Origin of the sequence: Paracoccus marinus (assembly GCF_007018965.1) — a bacterium.
Taxonomy (GTDB): Bacteria; Pseudomonadota; Alphaproteobacteria; order Rhodobacterales; family Rhodobacteraceae; genus Paracoccus; species Paracoccus marinus.
In genome coordinates this window covers 294,226-308,901 of record NZ_VJYZ01000005.1, presented here as the reverse complement: position 1 = coordinate 308,901, position 14,676 = coordinate 294,226, and the positions used below count along the sequence as shown (strand labels likewise).

General features: G+C 70.0%; 12 protein-coding genes and 1 tRNA gene. 3 read left to right on the top strand and 10 right to left on the bottom strand.

What is annotated here, in order from left to right:
* The gene (locus FNF32_RS04055) at positions 1–300 is read right to left on the bottom strand and encodes a hypothetical protein (RefSeq protein ID WP_131674177.1); all 300 of its coding nucleotides are present in this window, start codon (positions 298–300) and stop codon (positions 1–3) included.
* A 138-nt stretch (positions 301–438) separates the two neighbouring features.
* Complete coding sequence (locus FNF32_RS04050; protein WP_246087672.1) at positions 439–1,224, bottom strand: M48 family metalloprotease; 786 nt, start codon at positions 1,222–1,224, stop codon at positions 439–441.
* A gap of 181 nt (positions 1,225–1,405) precedes the next feature.
* Here FNF32_RS04050 and FNF32_RS04045 point away from each other — a divergent pair, with 181 nt between their 5' ends.
* Positions 1,406–1,648: a hypothetical protein gene (locus FNF32_RS04045; protein WP_131674176.1), complete on the top strand. Its 243-nt coding sequence runs from the start codon at positions 1,406–1,408 to the stop codon at positions 1,646–1,648.
* 31 nt (positions 1,649–1,679) lie between these two features.
* On the opposite strand, the gene FNF32_RS04040 is transcribed toward FNF32_RS04045, so the two are convergent.
* The 4 genes from FNF32_RS04040 to cysS all read right to left on the bottom strand — a co-directional run bounded on the left by FNF32_RS04040 (position 1,680) and on the right by cysS (position 6,619).
* On the bottom strand, positions 1,680–2,744 hold the full coding sequence (locus FNF32_RS04040) for a protein-glutamate methylesterase/protein-glutamine glutaminase (RefSeq protein ID WP_131674175.1): 1,065 nt from the start codon (positions 2,742–2,744) through the stop codon (positions 1,680–1,682).
* A gap of 91 nt (positions 2,745–2,835) precedes the next feature.
* Complete coding sequence (locus FNF32_RS04035) at positions 2,836–3,594, bottom strand: squalene/phytoene synthase family protein (RefSeq protein WP_246087671.1); 759 nt, start codon at positions 3,592–3,594, stop codon at positions 2,836–2,838.
* Positions 3,591–5,225: a citramalate synthase gene (gene cimA / locus FNF32_RS04030; RefSeq protein ID WP_131675149.1), complete on the bottom strand. Its 1,635-nt coding sequence runs from the start codon at positions 5,223–5,225 to the stop codon at positions 3,591–3,593. Before cimA ends, FNF32_RS04035 begins: the two co-directional genes overlap by 4 nt.
* Positions 5,222–6,619, bottom strand: a complete 1,398-nt coding sequence (gene cysS / locus FNF32_RS04025) for a cysteine--tRNA ligase (RefSeq protein WP_131675151.1) — start codon at positions 6,617–6,619, stop codon at positions 5,222–5,224. The genes cimA and cysS overlap by 4 nt, the downstream gene beginning before the upstream one ends.
* A 186-nt stretch (positions 6,620–6,805) precedes the next feature.
* Here cysS and FNF32_RS04020 point away from each other — a divergent pair.
* Both FNF32_RS04020 and FNF32_RS04015 read left to right on the top strand, forming a co-directional pair.
* Positions 6,806–6,892 (top strand) — tRNA-Ser (locus tag FNF32_RS04020).
* A 93-nt stretch (positions 6,893–6,985) separates the two neighbouring features.
* The gene (locus FNF32_RS04015) at positions 6,986–8,188 is read left to right on the top strand and encodes a serine hydrolase domain-containing protein (RefSeq protein ID WP_131675163.1); all 1,203 of its coding nucleotides are present in this window, start codon (positions 6,986–6,988) and stop codon (positions 8,186–8,188) included.
* 79 nt (positions 8,189–8,267) lie between these two features.
* Here FNF32_RS04015 and FNF32_RS04010 read toward each other — a convergent pair whose 3' ends face one another.
* The 4 genes from FNF32_RS04010 to FNF32_RS03995 all read right to left on the bottom strand — a co-directional run bounded on the left by FNF32_RS04010 (position 8,268) and on the right by FNF32_RS03995 (position 14,667).
* A complete protein-coding gene (locus FNF32_RS04010) occupies positions 8,268–11,468 on the bottom strand; it encodes an efflux RND transporter permease subunit (protein ID WP_131675164.1) in 3,201 nt (1,066 codons plus the stop codon).
* Between the two features lie 3 nt (positions 11,469–11,471).
* Positions 11,472–12,950, bottom strand: coding sequence for an efflux RND transporter periplasmic adaptor subunit (locus FNF32_RS04005; RefSeq protein WP_143796486.1), 1,479 nt, complete (start codon positions 12,948–12,950; stop codon positions 11,472–11,474).
* 78 nt (positions 12,951–13,028) lie between these two features.
* Positions 13,029–13,703: a TetR family transcriptional regulator gene (locus FNF32_RS04000; RefSeq protein WP_131674122.1), complete on the bottom strand. Its 675-nt coding sequence runs from the start codon at positions 13,701–13,703 to the stop codon at positions 13,029–13,031.
* Between the two features lie 91 nt (positions 13,704–13,794).
* Complete coding sequence (locus FNF32_RS03995; RefSeq protein ID WP_131674121.1) at positions 13,795–14,667, bottom strand: ferredoxin--NADP reductase; 873 nt, start codon at positions 14,665–14,667, stop codon at positions 13,795–13,797.
* Positions 14,668–14,676: the final 9 nt, after the last annotated feature.

Sequence of the window (14,676 nt, the reverse complement as noted above, 5' to 3'; positions counted from 1 at the left end):
TCAGCCGCAGGCGACGCGGGCGGGCGGGTGGTCGCAGTTGCTGGTCGGCGCGGGAACCGCGCGGACATGCGCCGCGCCTGCCGCGCTCGACGGGTGCTGGTCGGTCCAGCGCCGGACCGAGCGGGCGTAATGGAAGCCGGCGGCGCGTTCCTCGGACAGGTGCACGATCTCGCCGCAGTCGGGCCAACCCTCGTCCGTGAAGTCGCGCGCCGATTCCAGATATGCCAACCCGCCGTTGTTCTCGCACCAGATGACGGCCCGTTTCTGGTCCGCGCTGCTCCACAAAATGACCCCGATCAATTCTTTCCCGGCTCCGCTGACAATAAGCGGAATATTGCCTAGCCGCGTGGCCGCAGGAACTTAAATCTGTGGATATCGCTGCAATCGCTTGCACCCAGCGCGGGATTGTTGCTGCCGGGCAACAACCGAAGGGCGAGCCTAGCTGATCCGGCCCGTCCGCACGTCCGCGACCGCCTTCGTCACCTGAGCCTGCCGCGCGGCGCGCGACGGGTGCGATCCCAGGATCTGGTCACCGGGGTCCGGCATCCGGGCAAAGAACAGCGCGCCCCGTTCCGGGTCGTAGCCGCCGCGCATGGCGATGATGGCGCCAAGGTAGTCGGCCTGAAGCTCCCATTCCTTGGAATAGTAGCGCGCGCCCATCTGCGCGCCGATGCGCTGCGCCACCTCGACCGAAGTGATGCTCGCGCCGCTGGCGGCGGCGATGCCGGTGACGATGATCGCCCCGGCGGCGGCCGCGGATTCGCGCTGGCGCAGGTGGTTGAGGATGTGGTGCGACGCCTCATGGCCAACCACAAAGGCCAGCTCGTCGGTGTTGTTCGCCGCGGTCAGAAGCGACAGCGTGAAGCCGATGATCGGCCGCCCCTGCCGGTCGATGGTCTGGAAGGCGTTCGGTTCAAGCCCGGTGCGGTCGTCCACGACGAACTGGTAGTCGCAGTTAATCGGCGTGGTGCGGCGGACGAGGCACTCACGCTCGATCGCAGGTTCCATCGAGCGCAGCACCGACAGGAAATTGCCCGCCGCCTGCGACGGCGTGTCCGACCTGAGCGAGGTTCCCGATTGCGGCGCGGGCGGCGGCATGTTCGGGCTGGCGCTGTCGGGCGGCAGGACCGGCGGCCCGGCGGGCGCGCAGGCCGTCATCGCGGTTGCCAGCGCCAGCGCGGCCAGGGTGCGAAGGGTCTTGGTGGGGTGCAACGTGGGGTGCATCGGGGCCGCTTGAATGCTGGTCGGGTCCGGGCACCTTAGTCAGGAACGATCCCCCGCGCTATGGTCGCGGTTGCACTTTGGCAGGCTTCACGCGAATGTTCGGGCGCGGACGGCACCGGAGTTCGGGGCACGGCATCGCCGGGTCATCGGACCACCGTCGCCACGACCGAAGGAACCGCGCATGTTCACCATCGAGCACGAGTTCGACGCGACCGTCGTCACCCTCATCGACGAGGTGCGGCAGGGCAGCCGGCCGCTTTTCGAGGACGTCGTGATCACCGCGTTCGACGACCGCGTCGTGGTTTCGCAGGCATCCGACGACGGCGACCTGCTGACCGCCGTCGTGCTGAGCATCGAGCAGCTGGACGAGCTGCGCGCGGCGCTGAACCTGCCCGAAGGCAACTACCGGATGGAGCGGCGCTGACCGTCCGACGACTGCCCGCGGCACGATACGATCACCCCAGCCGCGCCATCTGCCGGTTGCCGATCGCGGTGGCGCGCAAAATCTCGGGCCCCAGCTCAAGCAGCGGCACCGCGCGTTCGGCCGCGCCGTTTTCCAGCGCGACCCGCGGCATCCCCCAGACGACCGAGCTTTCGCGGTCCTGCGCCAGGCACAGCGCGCCCGCCATGCGCATCCGCAGCAGCCCCGCCGCGCCGTCCACGCCCATGCCGGTCAGGACCACGCCCACGGCGCGGGGGCCAAGCCGGGCGGCGGATTCGAACAGGACATCGGCGGACGGGCGGTGGCAGTTGCGCTTTTCGCCCGGCACCAGCAGGCAGGCGGGCGTCGGGCCGGCGCCCACGACCAGATGGGTGTCGGCGCCGGGCGCGATGTGGACGTAACCGGGCGCAAGCGGCGCGCCGTCCCGGGCCAGCGCGACCCGCGGCGCCATCGTCCGGTCCAGACGCTGCGCGAGGCTGGCCAGGAACTCGGCCGGCATGTGCTGGGTGATAAGGGTCGGCGGGCAGTCGGCTGGGTAGTGCATGAGGATGCGTTCCAGCGCCTCGACCCCGCCCGTGGACGACCCGATCAGGACGACGCGGCCGTTCCACTGGAACCGCGCCGCCGATTGCCCCGGCGGGTGTGCGGGCGCGGCGGACGGCGCGCCCGGGTGGCGCGGGCGAACCCGCGCGCAGGCCGCCGCCGCGACCAGGTCGGGCAGCATCGCAAAGCTTGCCGCCGTGTCGGCCGAGGCGGGCTTGCCCACGCAGTCCACGGCACCCAGCGACAGCGCCTCGATCGCGGCGGCGCTGCCGGAATGGGTGCCCGACGACACCATCACGACGGGCATCGGCCTGACGGCCATCAGGCTGCGCAGGAAGGCCAGGCCGGATTCGTCCGGCATCTCGACATCCAGCGTCAGCACGTCGGGCCTGAGATCGGCGATCTTGTGGCGGGCCTGCAGGGGGTTGCACGCCTCGCCCACAACCTCGATCCGCGGGTCGGCGGCAAGCGCCAGACCGATCAGCCGGCGCATGGTCAGGCTGTCGTCGATGACGAGCACGCGAACGCGTCTCATGCACACGGTCCGGGGTGGTGGGGGAAGGCGGGGAACATGGCGCATCCTGAAAAGGTCGCGCATGGTCTCGCACAGAAGCCTGAAGATCGGCTTAACGCCCGACCCACCAGCGCCCGGTCAGGGCCAGGCGCGCCAGCGCCGCGCGGCGGGCGAAGTCGGACGGCGGCGGGGCGGTGTTCCCGGCCCCGATCGCCCGCAACCGCACACCCGCACCCGCGCCCGCGAACAGCACGACACCCGGCCCGCGCGGAACGCTGCGGCGGGCGCCGCGCGCGCGCGCAAGCGCCGCCAGCCCCAGCCGGGCCAGTCCGGGGCGCAAGGCGGGATCGGCAAGACCCGACCCCAGTTCCGCCAGCTGCGGCTCGGCCGACAGCCAGGCGGCAAGGCCCGCGCCCCGCGCCTGCGCGGCAACGGCGCTCGCGGCCCCGGCAGGCATGTCCACGGCCCGCGCGGCGGCCGCCATCAACACCCCCGCCGTGCCGTCGATATAGCCGCAAAGCGCGTCCGCGCTGTCAAAGGGCGCGCGCTCGGCGTCGCGCAGCCGACCCTCGGCCAGCGTGGACAGAGCCGCCGCGTCGCGCCCCCATGCGGCGAAAAGCGGCGTCAGCAGCTCGTGCGGCGGCGGCTCGGCCCGCGCCATGTCGGCGAGGTGGTCGATCCACCATTGCACCCGCATCTGCGCCAGCAGCGGATCGCGGGCGCCCAGCGGGGTGCGCGCAAGTTCAAGGTTCAGCGCATACAGGGTGACCAGCCGTGCCCGCGCGCGGGCGGGCGCCAGCATCGCCATCGCGTGCCGGTCGGGATCGTCCCGACGCAACAGGTCCGCAAGCATGGTCAGCGCGTCGCTCACGACGTCAACCCCGGACCCGACCCCGCCCCGTCACGGACCAGCTTCCAGCGGATCGCGTCCACCAGCGCCTCGAAGCTTGCATCGACGATGTTGGCCGACACGCCCACGGTGGACCACGACCGCCCTGCCCCGTCCGCGCTGTCGATGATGACGCGGGTCACGGCGTCGGTGCCCGCGCCGATGATCCGCACCCGGAAATCCGCCAGCGCCATGTCGTCGATCGACCCCTGCCACGGCCCCAGGTCCTTGGCGAGCGCCGCCCACAGCGCGTGGACGGGGCCGCGATCACCGCCATCCGCGTCCGCGCCGTCGCTCGCCGACATCACGGTGCCCGCGTCGGTCCGCACCGTCACCACCGCCTCGGCGACGGATATCCGCCGCCCGACCGCGTTCAGCCGCCGCTCGACCGTGACGCGGTAGCGTTCCACGTCGAAGAGGCGCGGGAGCCGCCCTAGTTCATCCAGCGCCAGCAGCTCGAACGACGCCTGCGCGCCGTCATAGGCATAGCCCTGATCCTCGCGCGTCTTAACCAGATCGAGGATGCGGCTAAGCGCGGGATCGCCCGGCTCGACCGCGATTCCCGCACCGGCAAGACGCGCGCGCAGGTTCGATTGCCCGGCCTGGTTCGACATCGGGATGACGCGCTCGTTCCCGACCGATGCGGGGTCCACGTGTTCGTAGGTGCGCGGGGATTTCAGGATCGCGCTGGCGTGCAGCCCGGCCTTGTGGGCGAACGCCGACGCGCCGACGTAAGGCGCGGGCCGCAGCGGCGCGCGGTTCAGGATCTCGTCCAGGCGGCGCGAGATCCGGGTCAGTCGCGACAGGCCCTCGCCGGTCACCCCGACCTTCAGGGTCGAGGCGAAGGGTTCCTTGATCATCAGCGTCGGGATCAGGGTGGTGAGGCTCGCGTTGCCGCAGCGCTCGCCGAGGCCATTGAGCGTGCCCTGCACCTGCCGCGCCCCCGCCTCGACCGCCGCCAGCGTGCAGGCGACGGCGTTCCCGGTGTCGTCATGGCAGTGGATGCCGATCTGCGCGCCCGCAAAGCCCGAGGCGATCACCTCGGCCACGATCCGGCCTGTTTCGGACGGCAGCGTTCCGCCGTTGGTGTCGCACAGGACCAGCCAGCGCGCGCCCGCGTCCCGCGCGGCGGCGAGGCAGGCGAGCGCATAGGCGGGATCGGCCTTGTAGCCGTCGAAGAAATGCTCGGCGTCGAAGATCGCCTCGCGGCCCTTGCTCACGACCTGCGCGACAGACTCGGCGATGCCGCGCAGGTTCTCGTCCAGCGTCGTCCCCAGCGCGTGCGTCACGTGGTAGTCGTGGGTCTTGCCGACCAGGCAGACGGCGCGGGTGCCCGCGTCCAGCACCGCCGCCAGCACGTCGTCGTTCTGCGCCGACCGGCCCGCGCGGCGGGTCATGCCAAAGGCGGTCAGGGTGGCGCGGGTGGCGGGCGCGGCGGCAAAGAAGTCGCTGTCGGTCGGGTTCGCGCCGGGCCAGCCGCCCTCGATGTAATCGACGCCGAGATCGTCGAGCATCGCCGCGATCTCGGCCTTTTCGGCGGCCGAGAACTGGACCCCCTGCGTCTGCTGCCCGTCGCGCAAGGTGGTGTCGTAAAGGTAAAGCCGCTCGGTCACGACAGCGCCGCCAGCTTGGCCGCGTCGAACGACGGCGAGGGGTCAAGCTCGACCCCGTCGCGGTTCATGCGGATGATCACGCCCGCATCCGTGAGCGCCGCCTTGAACGCATCGAGCGCGGCGAAGTCGCGGCTGGCCTTTGCCTCGTCGCGCAACCGGACAAGACGCGCGGCCTGCGCCGAAAGGTCCGGGCCGGCCGAAAGCCAGCCGTCCATGCCGGGCAGCAACAGCCCCAGCAACCGGGCCGAGGACAGAAAGATGCCTTTTTCCACGTGGCAGTCGCGGGTCGCGTTCTCGGCCAGGTCGCGCGCCATCGCGTGCAGCCGCGACAGCGCCCCGGCCGTGTTCAGGTCATCGGCGAGCAGGTCCACGATCCCTGCATCCAGATGGCCGCGATCCTGAGCCCCGGCCGCCAGCGCATGCCATTTCCGCAGCGTGGCTTCCGCCTCGCGCGCCTTGTCGGCGGTCCAGTCCATCGGCTTCCTGTAATGCGTCATCAGGAACACTAAGCGGATCACCTCGCCGGGCGTGCCCCCGTCCAGCAGGTCGCGCACTGTGAAGAAGTTGCCGAGCGACTTCGACATCTTCCGCCCCTCGACCTGCAGCATCTCGTTGTGCAGCCAGACGCGGGCGAAGTCGGCTTGCGGGCTGGCGCAGCAGCTTTGCGCGATCTCGTTCTCGTGGTGCGGGAACTGCAGGTCGATGCCGCCGCCGTGGATGTCGAAGCTGTCGCCCAGCAGCGCCTTGGACATGGCGGAGCATTCGATGTGCCAGCCGGGGCGGCCGCGGCCCCACGGGCTGTCCCAGCCGGAGGTGTCGGCGTCCGACGGCTTCCACAGGACGAAATCCATCGGATCGCGCTTGAACGGCGCGACCTCGACCCGCGCGCCCGCGATCATGTCGTCCACCGACCGGCCCGAAAGCTTGCCGTAGTCCGGGAATGACCGGACATCGAAAAGGACGTGCCCCTCGGTCTCGTAGGCATGCCCCTTGGCGATCAGCTCGCCCGTCATGTCGACCATCTGCGCGATGTAGTCGGTCGCGCGCGGCTCGTGGTCGGGGCGCGCCGCGCCGAGCGCATCCATGTCGGCGTGGTACCAGCCGATCGTCTCGTCGGTGATGTCGCGGATCGGCCGCCCGGTCGCGGCCGCGCGGGCGTTGATCTTGTCGTCCACGTCGGTGAAGTTGCGGACATAGGTCACGCAGCCCTCGCCATGGACGTGACGGAGCAGCCGCAGCAGCACGTCGAATACGATCACCGGGCGCGCGTTCCCCAGATGCGCGCGGTCATAGACCGTCGGCCCGCACAGATACATGCGGACGTTCGCCGGATCGATCGGGGCAAAGGCCTCTTTCCGGCGGGTGCGGGTGTTCGTCAGCTTGATCTCGACCATGATGGCTTCCCCGTGGGCGGGGTTCATCGGTCATGCATGAACGGCCCGCCGGTGCTTCGTCAGGCGGTAATGCAGCAGGTGGTGGCGGCGCGTGCGCTCATGCCCGAACGCTTAGCAGCGGCGCATGCGGGCGACAAGCGCCCGCTTGCCCAAGGCAGCGGAGTGAGCTACCGAGGCGCGCCCGCAGGAGGCGTGGCAGAGTGGTTTAATGCACCGGTCTTGAAAACCGACGAGGGTGAAAGCCCTCCGTGGGTTCGAATCCCACCGCCTCCGCGGGAACGGCCCAAACCCATTCTCGCGCGCCCCTTTTTCCCGATCGCACCCCTGCCTAGATCGGTCTTCCGTGTGACCCACAGGAGATCGAGCATGCGATCCGTTTCCCTTGCCTTCGCCGCCCTTCTGGCCGGCGCCCTGCCGGTGCTGGCGGAACCGAGCCCCGACATCGCCGCCCGCATGGACGCGGTCATCGACCGCGCCATCGCCGAGGACCGGATCGTGGGGGCGGTCGTTCTCGTCTCGGTCGACGGCAAGGTCGTCTATCACCGCGCCGCCGGCATGGCCGACCGCGAGGCCGGGACGCCGATGCGCGAGGACGTGATCTTCCGCCTTGCCTCGGTGACCAAGCCCATGGTCTCGGCCACCTTCATGCGGCTGGTCGAGGATGGCCGCGTCGGGCTGGACGATCCGGTGACGAAATACCTGCCCGACTTCGCGCCGCGCCTGCCGGACGGCACCGCGCCCACGATCACGCTGGAACAGCTGCTGACCCACACCTCGGGCCTCAGCTACCGGTTCATCGAGCCGATGGACAGCGACTACGACCGGCTTGACGTGTCGGACGGGCTGGACCAGCCGGGGCTGTCGCTGGACGAGAACCTGCATCGCCTCGCGCAGGCGCCGCTGAAGTTCCGGCCCGGTGAGGGTTGGGGCTATTCGCTGGGCATCGACGTGCTGGGCGGGGTCGTAGAACAGGTGACGGGCCAGCCGCTGTCTGATGCGGTGGAAAACGCGGTTACGGGTCCCCTTGGCATGACGGACACGGGCTTTACCGTGACGGACCCGGCGCGGCTGGCGGTGCCCTATGCGGACGGCGACCCCGTGCCCGCGCGCATGACCGATGGCCAGTTCGTTCCCCTGGGCAACAAAGGCGCGCTTTTCGCGCCCGCCCGGGCGCTGGATGCGACGTCGTATCCGTCGGGTGGCGGCGGGATGGTCGGGACGGCGGGCGATTTCATGACCTTCCTCGAAGCGATCCGCACGGGCGGCGGCGGTATCCTGAAAGCCGCAACCGTGACCACGATGACGAACGACACCGTCGGCGCGCAGGCCGCGACACAGGGGCCGGGCTGGGGGTTCGGCTATGGCTGGGCGATCCTGGACGACCCGGCCGCCGCGGGCACGCCGCAGTCGGCGGGCACCCTGCAATGGGGCGGTGCCTACGGCCACAGCTGGTTCGTCGACCCCGCGCGGAAGATGTCGGTGGTGGCGTTCACGAACACCACGTTCGAAGGCATGTCCGGGCCGTTCACGACCGAGGTCCGGGACGCGTCCTATCCGCCGGTCGAGTGATCGCAGCGTTGCGAGATGGAAAGAGGGGCGCGGCCACCGGACCGCGCCCCTCGTCATGTCCGCCGGCGACGGCGCGGCGTCAGGCGGGCTTTGCCTGCGCCGGTGCCGCCTTCCTGCGCCCGAAGATGCGGTCGATCAGCACGAAGAACACCGGCACGAAGATCAGCGTCAGGGTCGTGCCCGTGACCGTCCCGAAGAACGTGGCGTAGCCGATCGCGACCCGCGCGCCGGCACCCGCGCCCGAGGACAGCAGCAGCGGCACCACCCCCAGCCCGAAGGCGAGCGAGGTCATCAGGATCGGCCGGAACCGGATCTTGGCCGCCTCGCGCACCGCCTGCAGCGCGGTTTCGCCCGTCGTCTCCATCCGCTCGCGCGCGAACTCGACGATCAGGATCCCGTTCTTGCCGGTCAGGCCCACGACGGTCAGCAGCCCCACCTGAAAATAGACCCCGTTCGTCTGCCCGCCCACATAGGCCCCGATCAGCGCGCCGAGGATCCCCACGGGCATCGCCAGCAGCACCGCGACCGGAATGGTCCAGCTTTCGTAAAGCGCGGCAAGACACAGGAACACCGCCGCCAGCGCCAGCGCATACAGCGTCATGGCGCCCGCCCCGGCCTCCTTTTCCTCCAGCGACAGGCCGGTCCATTCCAGCGAGAAGCCGGGCGGCAGTTCGGCGGCCAGACGCTCCATCTCGGCCAGCGCCTCGCCGGTGGACGATCCCGGCGCGGCGCTGCCGTCGATCGCCATGGACGGCACCGCGTTGTAGCGCGACACCTGCTGCGGGCCATAGACCCAGTCCTGCGTCGCGAAGGTCGAGAAGTCCACGAACTCGCCGTTCGTGTTCTGAACCCGCCACAGCGACAGGTCCTTGGGCGCGGTGCGCGCCCAGGGCTCGCCCTGCACATAGACCCGCTTGATCCGGCCGTTGTAGATGAAGTCGTTGACGTAGGTGCCCGACCAGATGGTGGAGAGGAACGAACCGACGTCGGCCGCCGTTACCCCGACCGCGCCCGCCTTGGCCCAGTCGATGTTCAGCTGGAACTGCGACGCGTCCTCGACCCCGCTTGGGCGGACCGCGGTCACGACCTTGCTTTGCCCGGCAAGGCCCAGAAGCTGGTTGCGCGCGGCCAGCAGCTCCTCGTGCGATTGCCCGGCGGCGGCGGTCAGGATGCCCGAGAACCCGTCCGAGTTCCCAAGCTCCAGGACCGCGGGGGGCACGATCGGGATCACCATCGCCTCGCGGATGCCGCCCATCAGGGGGCCGAAGGCGCGCCCGCCGATCGCCTCGGCCGAGGCTTCGGGCGACGTGCGCGTGTCCCACTCCTTCAGGCGGACGAACATCATGCCGACGTTCTGCCCCTGCCCCACGAACGAGAAGCCGCGCACCGAAAAGACCGACTCGACGTTGTCGGCCTCGGCCGTGGTCCAGTAGTTCGAGACGTTTTCAAGCACCGCCTCGGTCGCCTCGGCCGTGGTGCCCGAGGGCGCCTGCACGATGGTCATGATCGCGCCCTGATCCTCGCCCGGAAGGAACGAGGTCGGGGTGCGCTGGTACATCACGACCATGCCGCCCACGATCAGCGCATAGACGATCAGCATCTTGAGCGGACCGGCCGTCACTGCCCGCACGATCGCGGCATAGCCGTTGGTGATCCGGGAAAACACCCGCTCGAACCCGTCGCTGAACCCCGAGCCGAGGCGCGCGAGGATGCCCTTGCGGGGGCCGCGCTGGCCGCTTTTCGCGCGGGCGGCCTGCTGGTCGGGGTCGTGCGAGTGGTCATAGGGTTTCAGCAGCGTCGCGCACAGCGCGGGCGTGAAGATCAGCGCCACCACCACCGACAACAACATCGCCGACACGATGGTGACCGAGAACTGCTTGTACATCTCGCCGGTCGAGCCGCCGAAGAACGCCATCGGCACGAACACCGCCGACACGACAAGGCCGATGCCAACAAGCGCGCCGGAAATCTCATCCATCGACTTGCGCGTCGCCTCGACAGGGCCCAGCCCCTCGTCGCGCATGATCCGCTCGACGTTCTCGACCACCACGATGGCGTCATCGACCAGCAGCCCGATCGCCAGCACCATCGCGAGCATGGTCAGCGTGTTGATGCTGAACCCCAGCAGTCCCATGATCCCGAACGTGCCCAGGATGACGACCGGCACCGCCAGCGTCGGGATGAGCGTCGCGCGGAAGTTGTGCAGGAACACCAGCATGACGAGGACGACGAGGGCGATCGCCTCGATCAGCGTGTCGATCACCGCCTCGATCGAGATCAGGACGAACGGGGTCGTGTCGTAGGGAATGACGAACTGGGTGCCTGCGGGCAGGAACTTGGCCAGCTGATCCACATGCGCCTTGACGGTCTCGGCCGTGTCGAGCGCGTTTGCCCCCGAGGCAAGCTGCACCGCCATCCCCGACGCCGGGTCGCCGTTGTAGAAGCCCGCGATCTCGTAGCTTTCGGTGCCAAGCTCGGCCCGGGCCACGTCGCGCAGCAACACGAGCCCGCCGTCGGTGTCGGCGCGCAGCACGATCCGCTCGAAGTCCTCGGGCGTGCGCAGCAGCGACTGCGCGGTGATCGTGGCGTTCAGCTGCTGGCCCTGCGGCGCGGGCATCTGCCCGAACGCGCCCGCCGAGATCTGCGCGTTCTGCGCCCGGATCGCGGCGACCACCTGGTCGGGGGTCATGTCGTAGTATTTCAGCTTCACCGGGTCGAGCCAGATCCGCATCGCGTATTCGGTCCCGAACACCTGGACGCCGCCCACCCCTTCCAGCCGCGACAGCGAGTCGACGACGTAGGAGTTGAGGTAGTCGTTAAGGTCGATGGCCGAGCGCGACCCGTCCGTGGACACCAGGCCAATGACCATCAGGAAGCCCGAGCCGGACTTCTGGACCGTTACGCCCTGCCGCGCCACCGGCTCGGGCAGGCTCGCGTTCGCCTGCGCGAGCTTGTTCTGCACCTGCACCTGCGCGATGTCGGGGTCGGTCCCCAGCTCAAAGTTCAGCGTGACCGTCGCCCCGCCCGTCGAGGTGGTGCTGGAGTTGATGTAGCGCAGCCCGTCGATCCCGGTCATCTGCCGTTCGATCACCTGCACCACCGTGTCCGACACGGTTTCCGCCGACGCGCCCGGATAGACCGCGTTGATGACGACCGAGGGACCGGCGATGGTCGGATATTGCGAGATCGGCAGCCGCAGGATCGACAGGGTGCCAAGCCCCATGATGATGATCGCGATCACCCAGGCGAAGATCGGCCTGTCGATGAAGAAGCGTGACATGGATCAGTTTCCTTCCGGCGCGGCGTCGGATGCCGGGGCGGTGCCGGTGCTTTCGGGCGCGGCGGCTGCGGGGCCGGACGCGGGGTCGGTCGCGGGGTCGCGCGCGGCAGGTTCGGTGGCTGCGGGCGCTTGCGCGGGCGCGTCGGCGGCCGGGGCGGCTGCGCCATCGACGGGCGCCTGCGGCGCGGCAGCCTCGCCAACGGGTGCCGGTGCCTCGCCCGGCGCGCCGCCTTCGGCGGGTGCGGCCTGGGCGGGGGCGCCATCGGCGGCCGCCTCAGGGGCCGGAACGCCTGCGGGTGCGCCTGCGGGTGCGCCTGCGGGAGGGGCGATGACAACCGGCGCGCCGGGGCCGGTCTTCTGGAAGCCCGCCGTGATGATCTGGTCGCGCGGCTTCAGCCCGTCGGTCACGACCCAGTTGCTTTCGTCCGACGTGAGAACCGTCAGCGGCCGCGCCGCGACCGTCCCGTTCTCGACCACCCAGGCCGACGGCGCGCCCTCGGCGTCGCGCATCACGGCCGCCATGGGGACGAGATAGGCGTCCTCTTCCTCCATCTGCGGCAGCTCGACCTCGACGTAAAGGCCGGGCAGCAGCAGCTGGTCGGGGTTCGGAAACGCGATCCGCAGCGCGATCATGCCGGTGGTCGGCTCGACCTGCGGCTCGGCCGCGCGCAGCTCGCCCTTGATCGGGTAGGTGTCGCCGGTGGGCAGGATCAGCGTCGCCTGCCCCGTCGCCAGCACGCCGCCGTGTTCAGCCGACTGCCGCCACTGCAACAGGTCGTTGGCCGACTGCGTGACATCGACATAGACAGGATCGAGCGCGCGGATCGTGGTCAGCGGTTCGGGTTGCTGGGCCGCGACCAGCGTGCCGGGCGTCGCCTGTGAAAAGCCGATCACGCCCGCGATGGGCGCCCGGATCGTCGTCCGCTCAAGGTCGATCTCGGCCGCCTGCAGCTCGGCCTTGGCCAGTTGCAGAGCGGCATCCGCGCTTTCGCGCGCGGCGATGGCGCTGTCGCGGCGCTGGCCCGGCGTGGTGTTGTTCGCGAAGAGTTCCTCGGCCCGGTCGGCCTCGCGCGCGGCGAGGTCGAAGTTCGACTGCGCCTGCGCGACGCCCGCGCGCGCCGCCGCCGCGCCCGCGGCATAGGTGTCGGGCTCGATGGTATACAGGGGCTGGCCCGCCTCGACCTCGGCCCCTTCCTCGAACTGCCGCTCGCGGATGATGCCCGACACCTGCGGCCGCACCTCGGAAATGGTGGACGCCTTGATCCGCCCGGGCAGGCGCACGGTCATGGTGTAGTCGGTGGGCTGCGCCGTGACGACCGAGACGCTGGCGGGCGGCGGCGCCTCGCCACCCGCCTGGTCCTGCGCCGGCGCGGCGGCGGGCAACGCCGTCAGGATCGCGCCCGCAAGGGTCACGGCGATATGGCCGAAGCGGCCGCCCTGAACAGGACGGGACGGACGGCGGGGGCGGACGGTGCGGGGCATGGCGAGCCTTCGGATGATCGGTTGGGGCGGCGGGGCGCCTGGGGTTTGGCCAACGCTGGCCGGGCGGTTCGGGTCTGGTCAGTCGGTTATGGCGGCCGGTGCGGCGGCAGTTTCCGGCGCGGGTCCGGGCGCAGGCGCCAGCCCGCAGCCCACCGCATCGCCGCGCAGCATCGCGATGTGGCGGCGCAGCAGCTTTTCGCCGTAGGACGCAAGCGGGAACGACTTGCCCGAGCGCAGCCATTCGGCCAGCAGACCGCCGATGGTGACGCCCACGAACACCGCCGCCTCGCGCGCGCAGATTTCAGGATGCAGCCCGCCGGTATCCTTGGCGCAGGTCATCACGCGCAGGATCAGCGCATCGAGTTCGGCGTCGACCCGCGCAAGGTTCGTCCGCGCGTCGTCGCCGATGGTCATGTCGGACATGATGCGGAACATCCGCTGCTTGCCCTCGTCCTCCTCGAACTCGCGCAGCGATGCGACGCCCGCATCCATGAGCGAGCACAGGGGATCGCTGCCGGTTTCGGCCGCGCTGCTGAGGATCAGTTCCTGTGGCAGCACAGATCGCGCATAAAGCGCGCCAAGAAGCTCGGCCTTGTCCTTGAAGTGCCAGTAGAAAGCGCCCCGCGTCAGGCCGGCGGCGCGGGAAATCCCGTCGATGGTCGCGCCTGCGAAGCCCTGCTCGCAGAACACCCGCTCGGCCGCGTTCAGGATCGCGGCGCGCGTCAGCTCCGATTCTTCCTTGGTCCGCCGCATCGCCCACACCCGTTGTCGAGGCGCAGTAATATACAGTCATGGATGAATGTAAAGTGGCGGGGCTCCGCATCCTGCGGCAAGACGGCCTCGTTCAGCCGACAAAAGCTTTTTCGACGACGTAGTGGCGCGGGTCCGAGTTCGCGCCCTCCCCCAGCCCGAACCCTTCGAGGACGGCCTTGATGTCAATGTTGAAGTCCAGCGATCCGCAGATCATCGCGCGGTCGGTCGCGGCCGAAATCGCGTCGATCCCCAGGTCGCGCTGCGCCGTCCCCGCCCGCAGCAGGTCGGTGATCCGGCCGGTGTGAACGCTGTCCTGCCGCGTGGTCGTGGGATAGTAGCTGAGCTTGTTGCCGACCAGCTCACCGATCAGCGGATCGTCGGGCAACGCCGCCACGATCGCGCGCCCGTAAGCCAGGTCCGCGACCTCGCGGCAGGTGTGGGTGACGATCACGCGGTCGAAGCGCTCCCACGTCTCGGGCTCGCGCAGCAGGCTCGCGAACGGCGCGAAGCCGGTGCCGGTCGCGAACAGCCACAGCCGTTTCCCCGGCAGGATCGCGTCGTGGACCAGCGTGCCCACAGGCTTGGGCCGCAGGATGATCAGGTCGCCGGGCCGGACGTGCTGAAGCCGCGAGGTCAGCGGCCCGTCCGCGACCTTGATCGAATAGAACTCGAGCTCGTCGTCCCAGGCGGGCGAGGCGATGGAATAGGCGCGCATGACCGGCTTGCTGCGGTCGGTGACCGGGTCGGGATCGCCCGGCAAGCCGATCATCACGAACTCCCCCGACCGGAACCGCAGCGCCGCCGGCCGCTTGCAGCGGAACGAGAACAGCCGGTCGGTCCAGTGGGTGACGGCCGTGACCTCGGTCGCATCGGGGATCGTGGCGGGGGTGGCCACAGGGGCGGCCACGGGGGCGGCGACGGTTTCGGCCGTGGCGGCGTTTGGGGTGGCGGCGATCTGGTTCATGGACATCCT

Coding starts and splice junctions, on each gene's coding strand:
- FNF32_RS04050 (WP_246087672.1), bottom strand. CDS start 1,224: ATGCACCCCACGTTGCACCCCACCAAGACCCTTCGCACCCTGGCCGCG.
- FNF32_RS04045 (WP_131674176.1), top strand. CDS start 1,406: ATGTTCACCATCGAGCACGAGTTCGACGCGACCGTCGTCACCCTCATC.
- FNF32_RS04040 (WP_131674175.1), bottom strand. CDS start 2,744: ATGAGACGCGTTCGCGTGCTCGTCATCGACGACAGCCTGACCATGCGC.
- cysS (WP_131675151.1), bottom strand. CDS start 6,619: ATGGTCGAGATCAAGCTGACGAACACCCGCACCCGCCGGAAAGAGGCC.
- FNF32_RS04015 (WP_131675163.1), top strand. CDS start 6,986: ATGCGATCCGTTTCCCTTGCCTTCGCCGCCCTTCTGGCCGGCGCCCTG.
- FNF32_RS04010 (WP_131675164.1), bottom strand. CDS start 11,468: ATGTCACGCTTCTTCATCGACAGGCCGATCTTCGCCTGGGTGATCGCG.
- FNF32_RS04005 (WP_143796486.1), bottom strand. CDS start 12,950: ATGCCCCGCACCGTCCGCCCCCGCCGTCCGTCCCGTCCTGTTCAGGGC.
- FNF32_RS04000 (WP_131674122.1), bottom strand. CDS start 13,703: ATGCGGCGGACCAAGGAAGAATCGGAGCTGACGCGCGCCGCGATCCTG.
- FNF32_RS03995 (WP_131674121.1), bottom strand. CDS start 14,667: ATGAACCAGATCGCCGCCACCCCAAACGCCGCCACGGCCGAAACCGTC.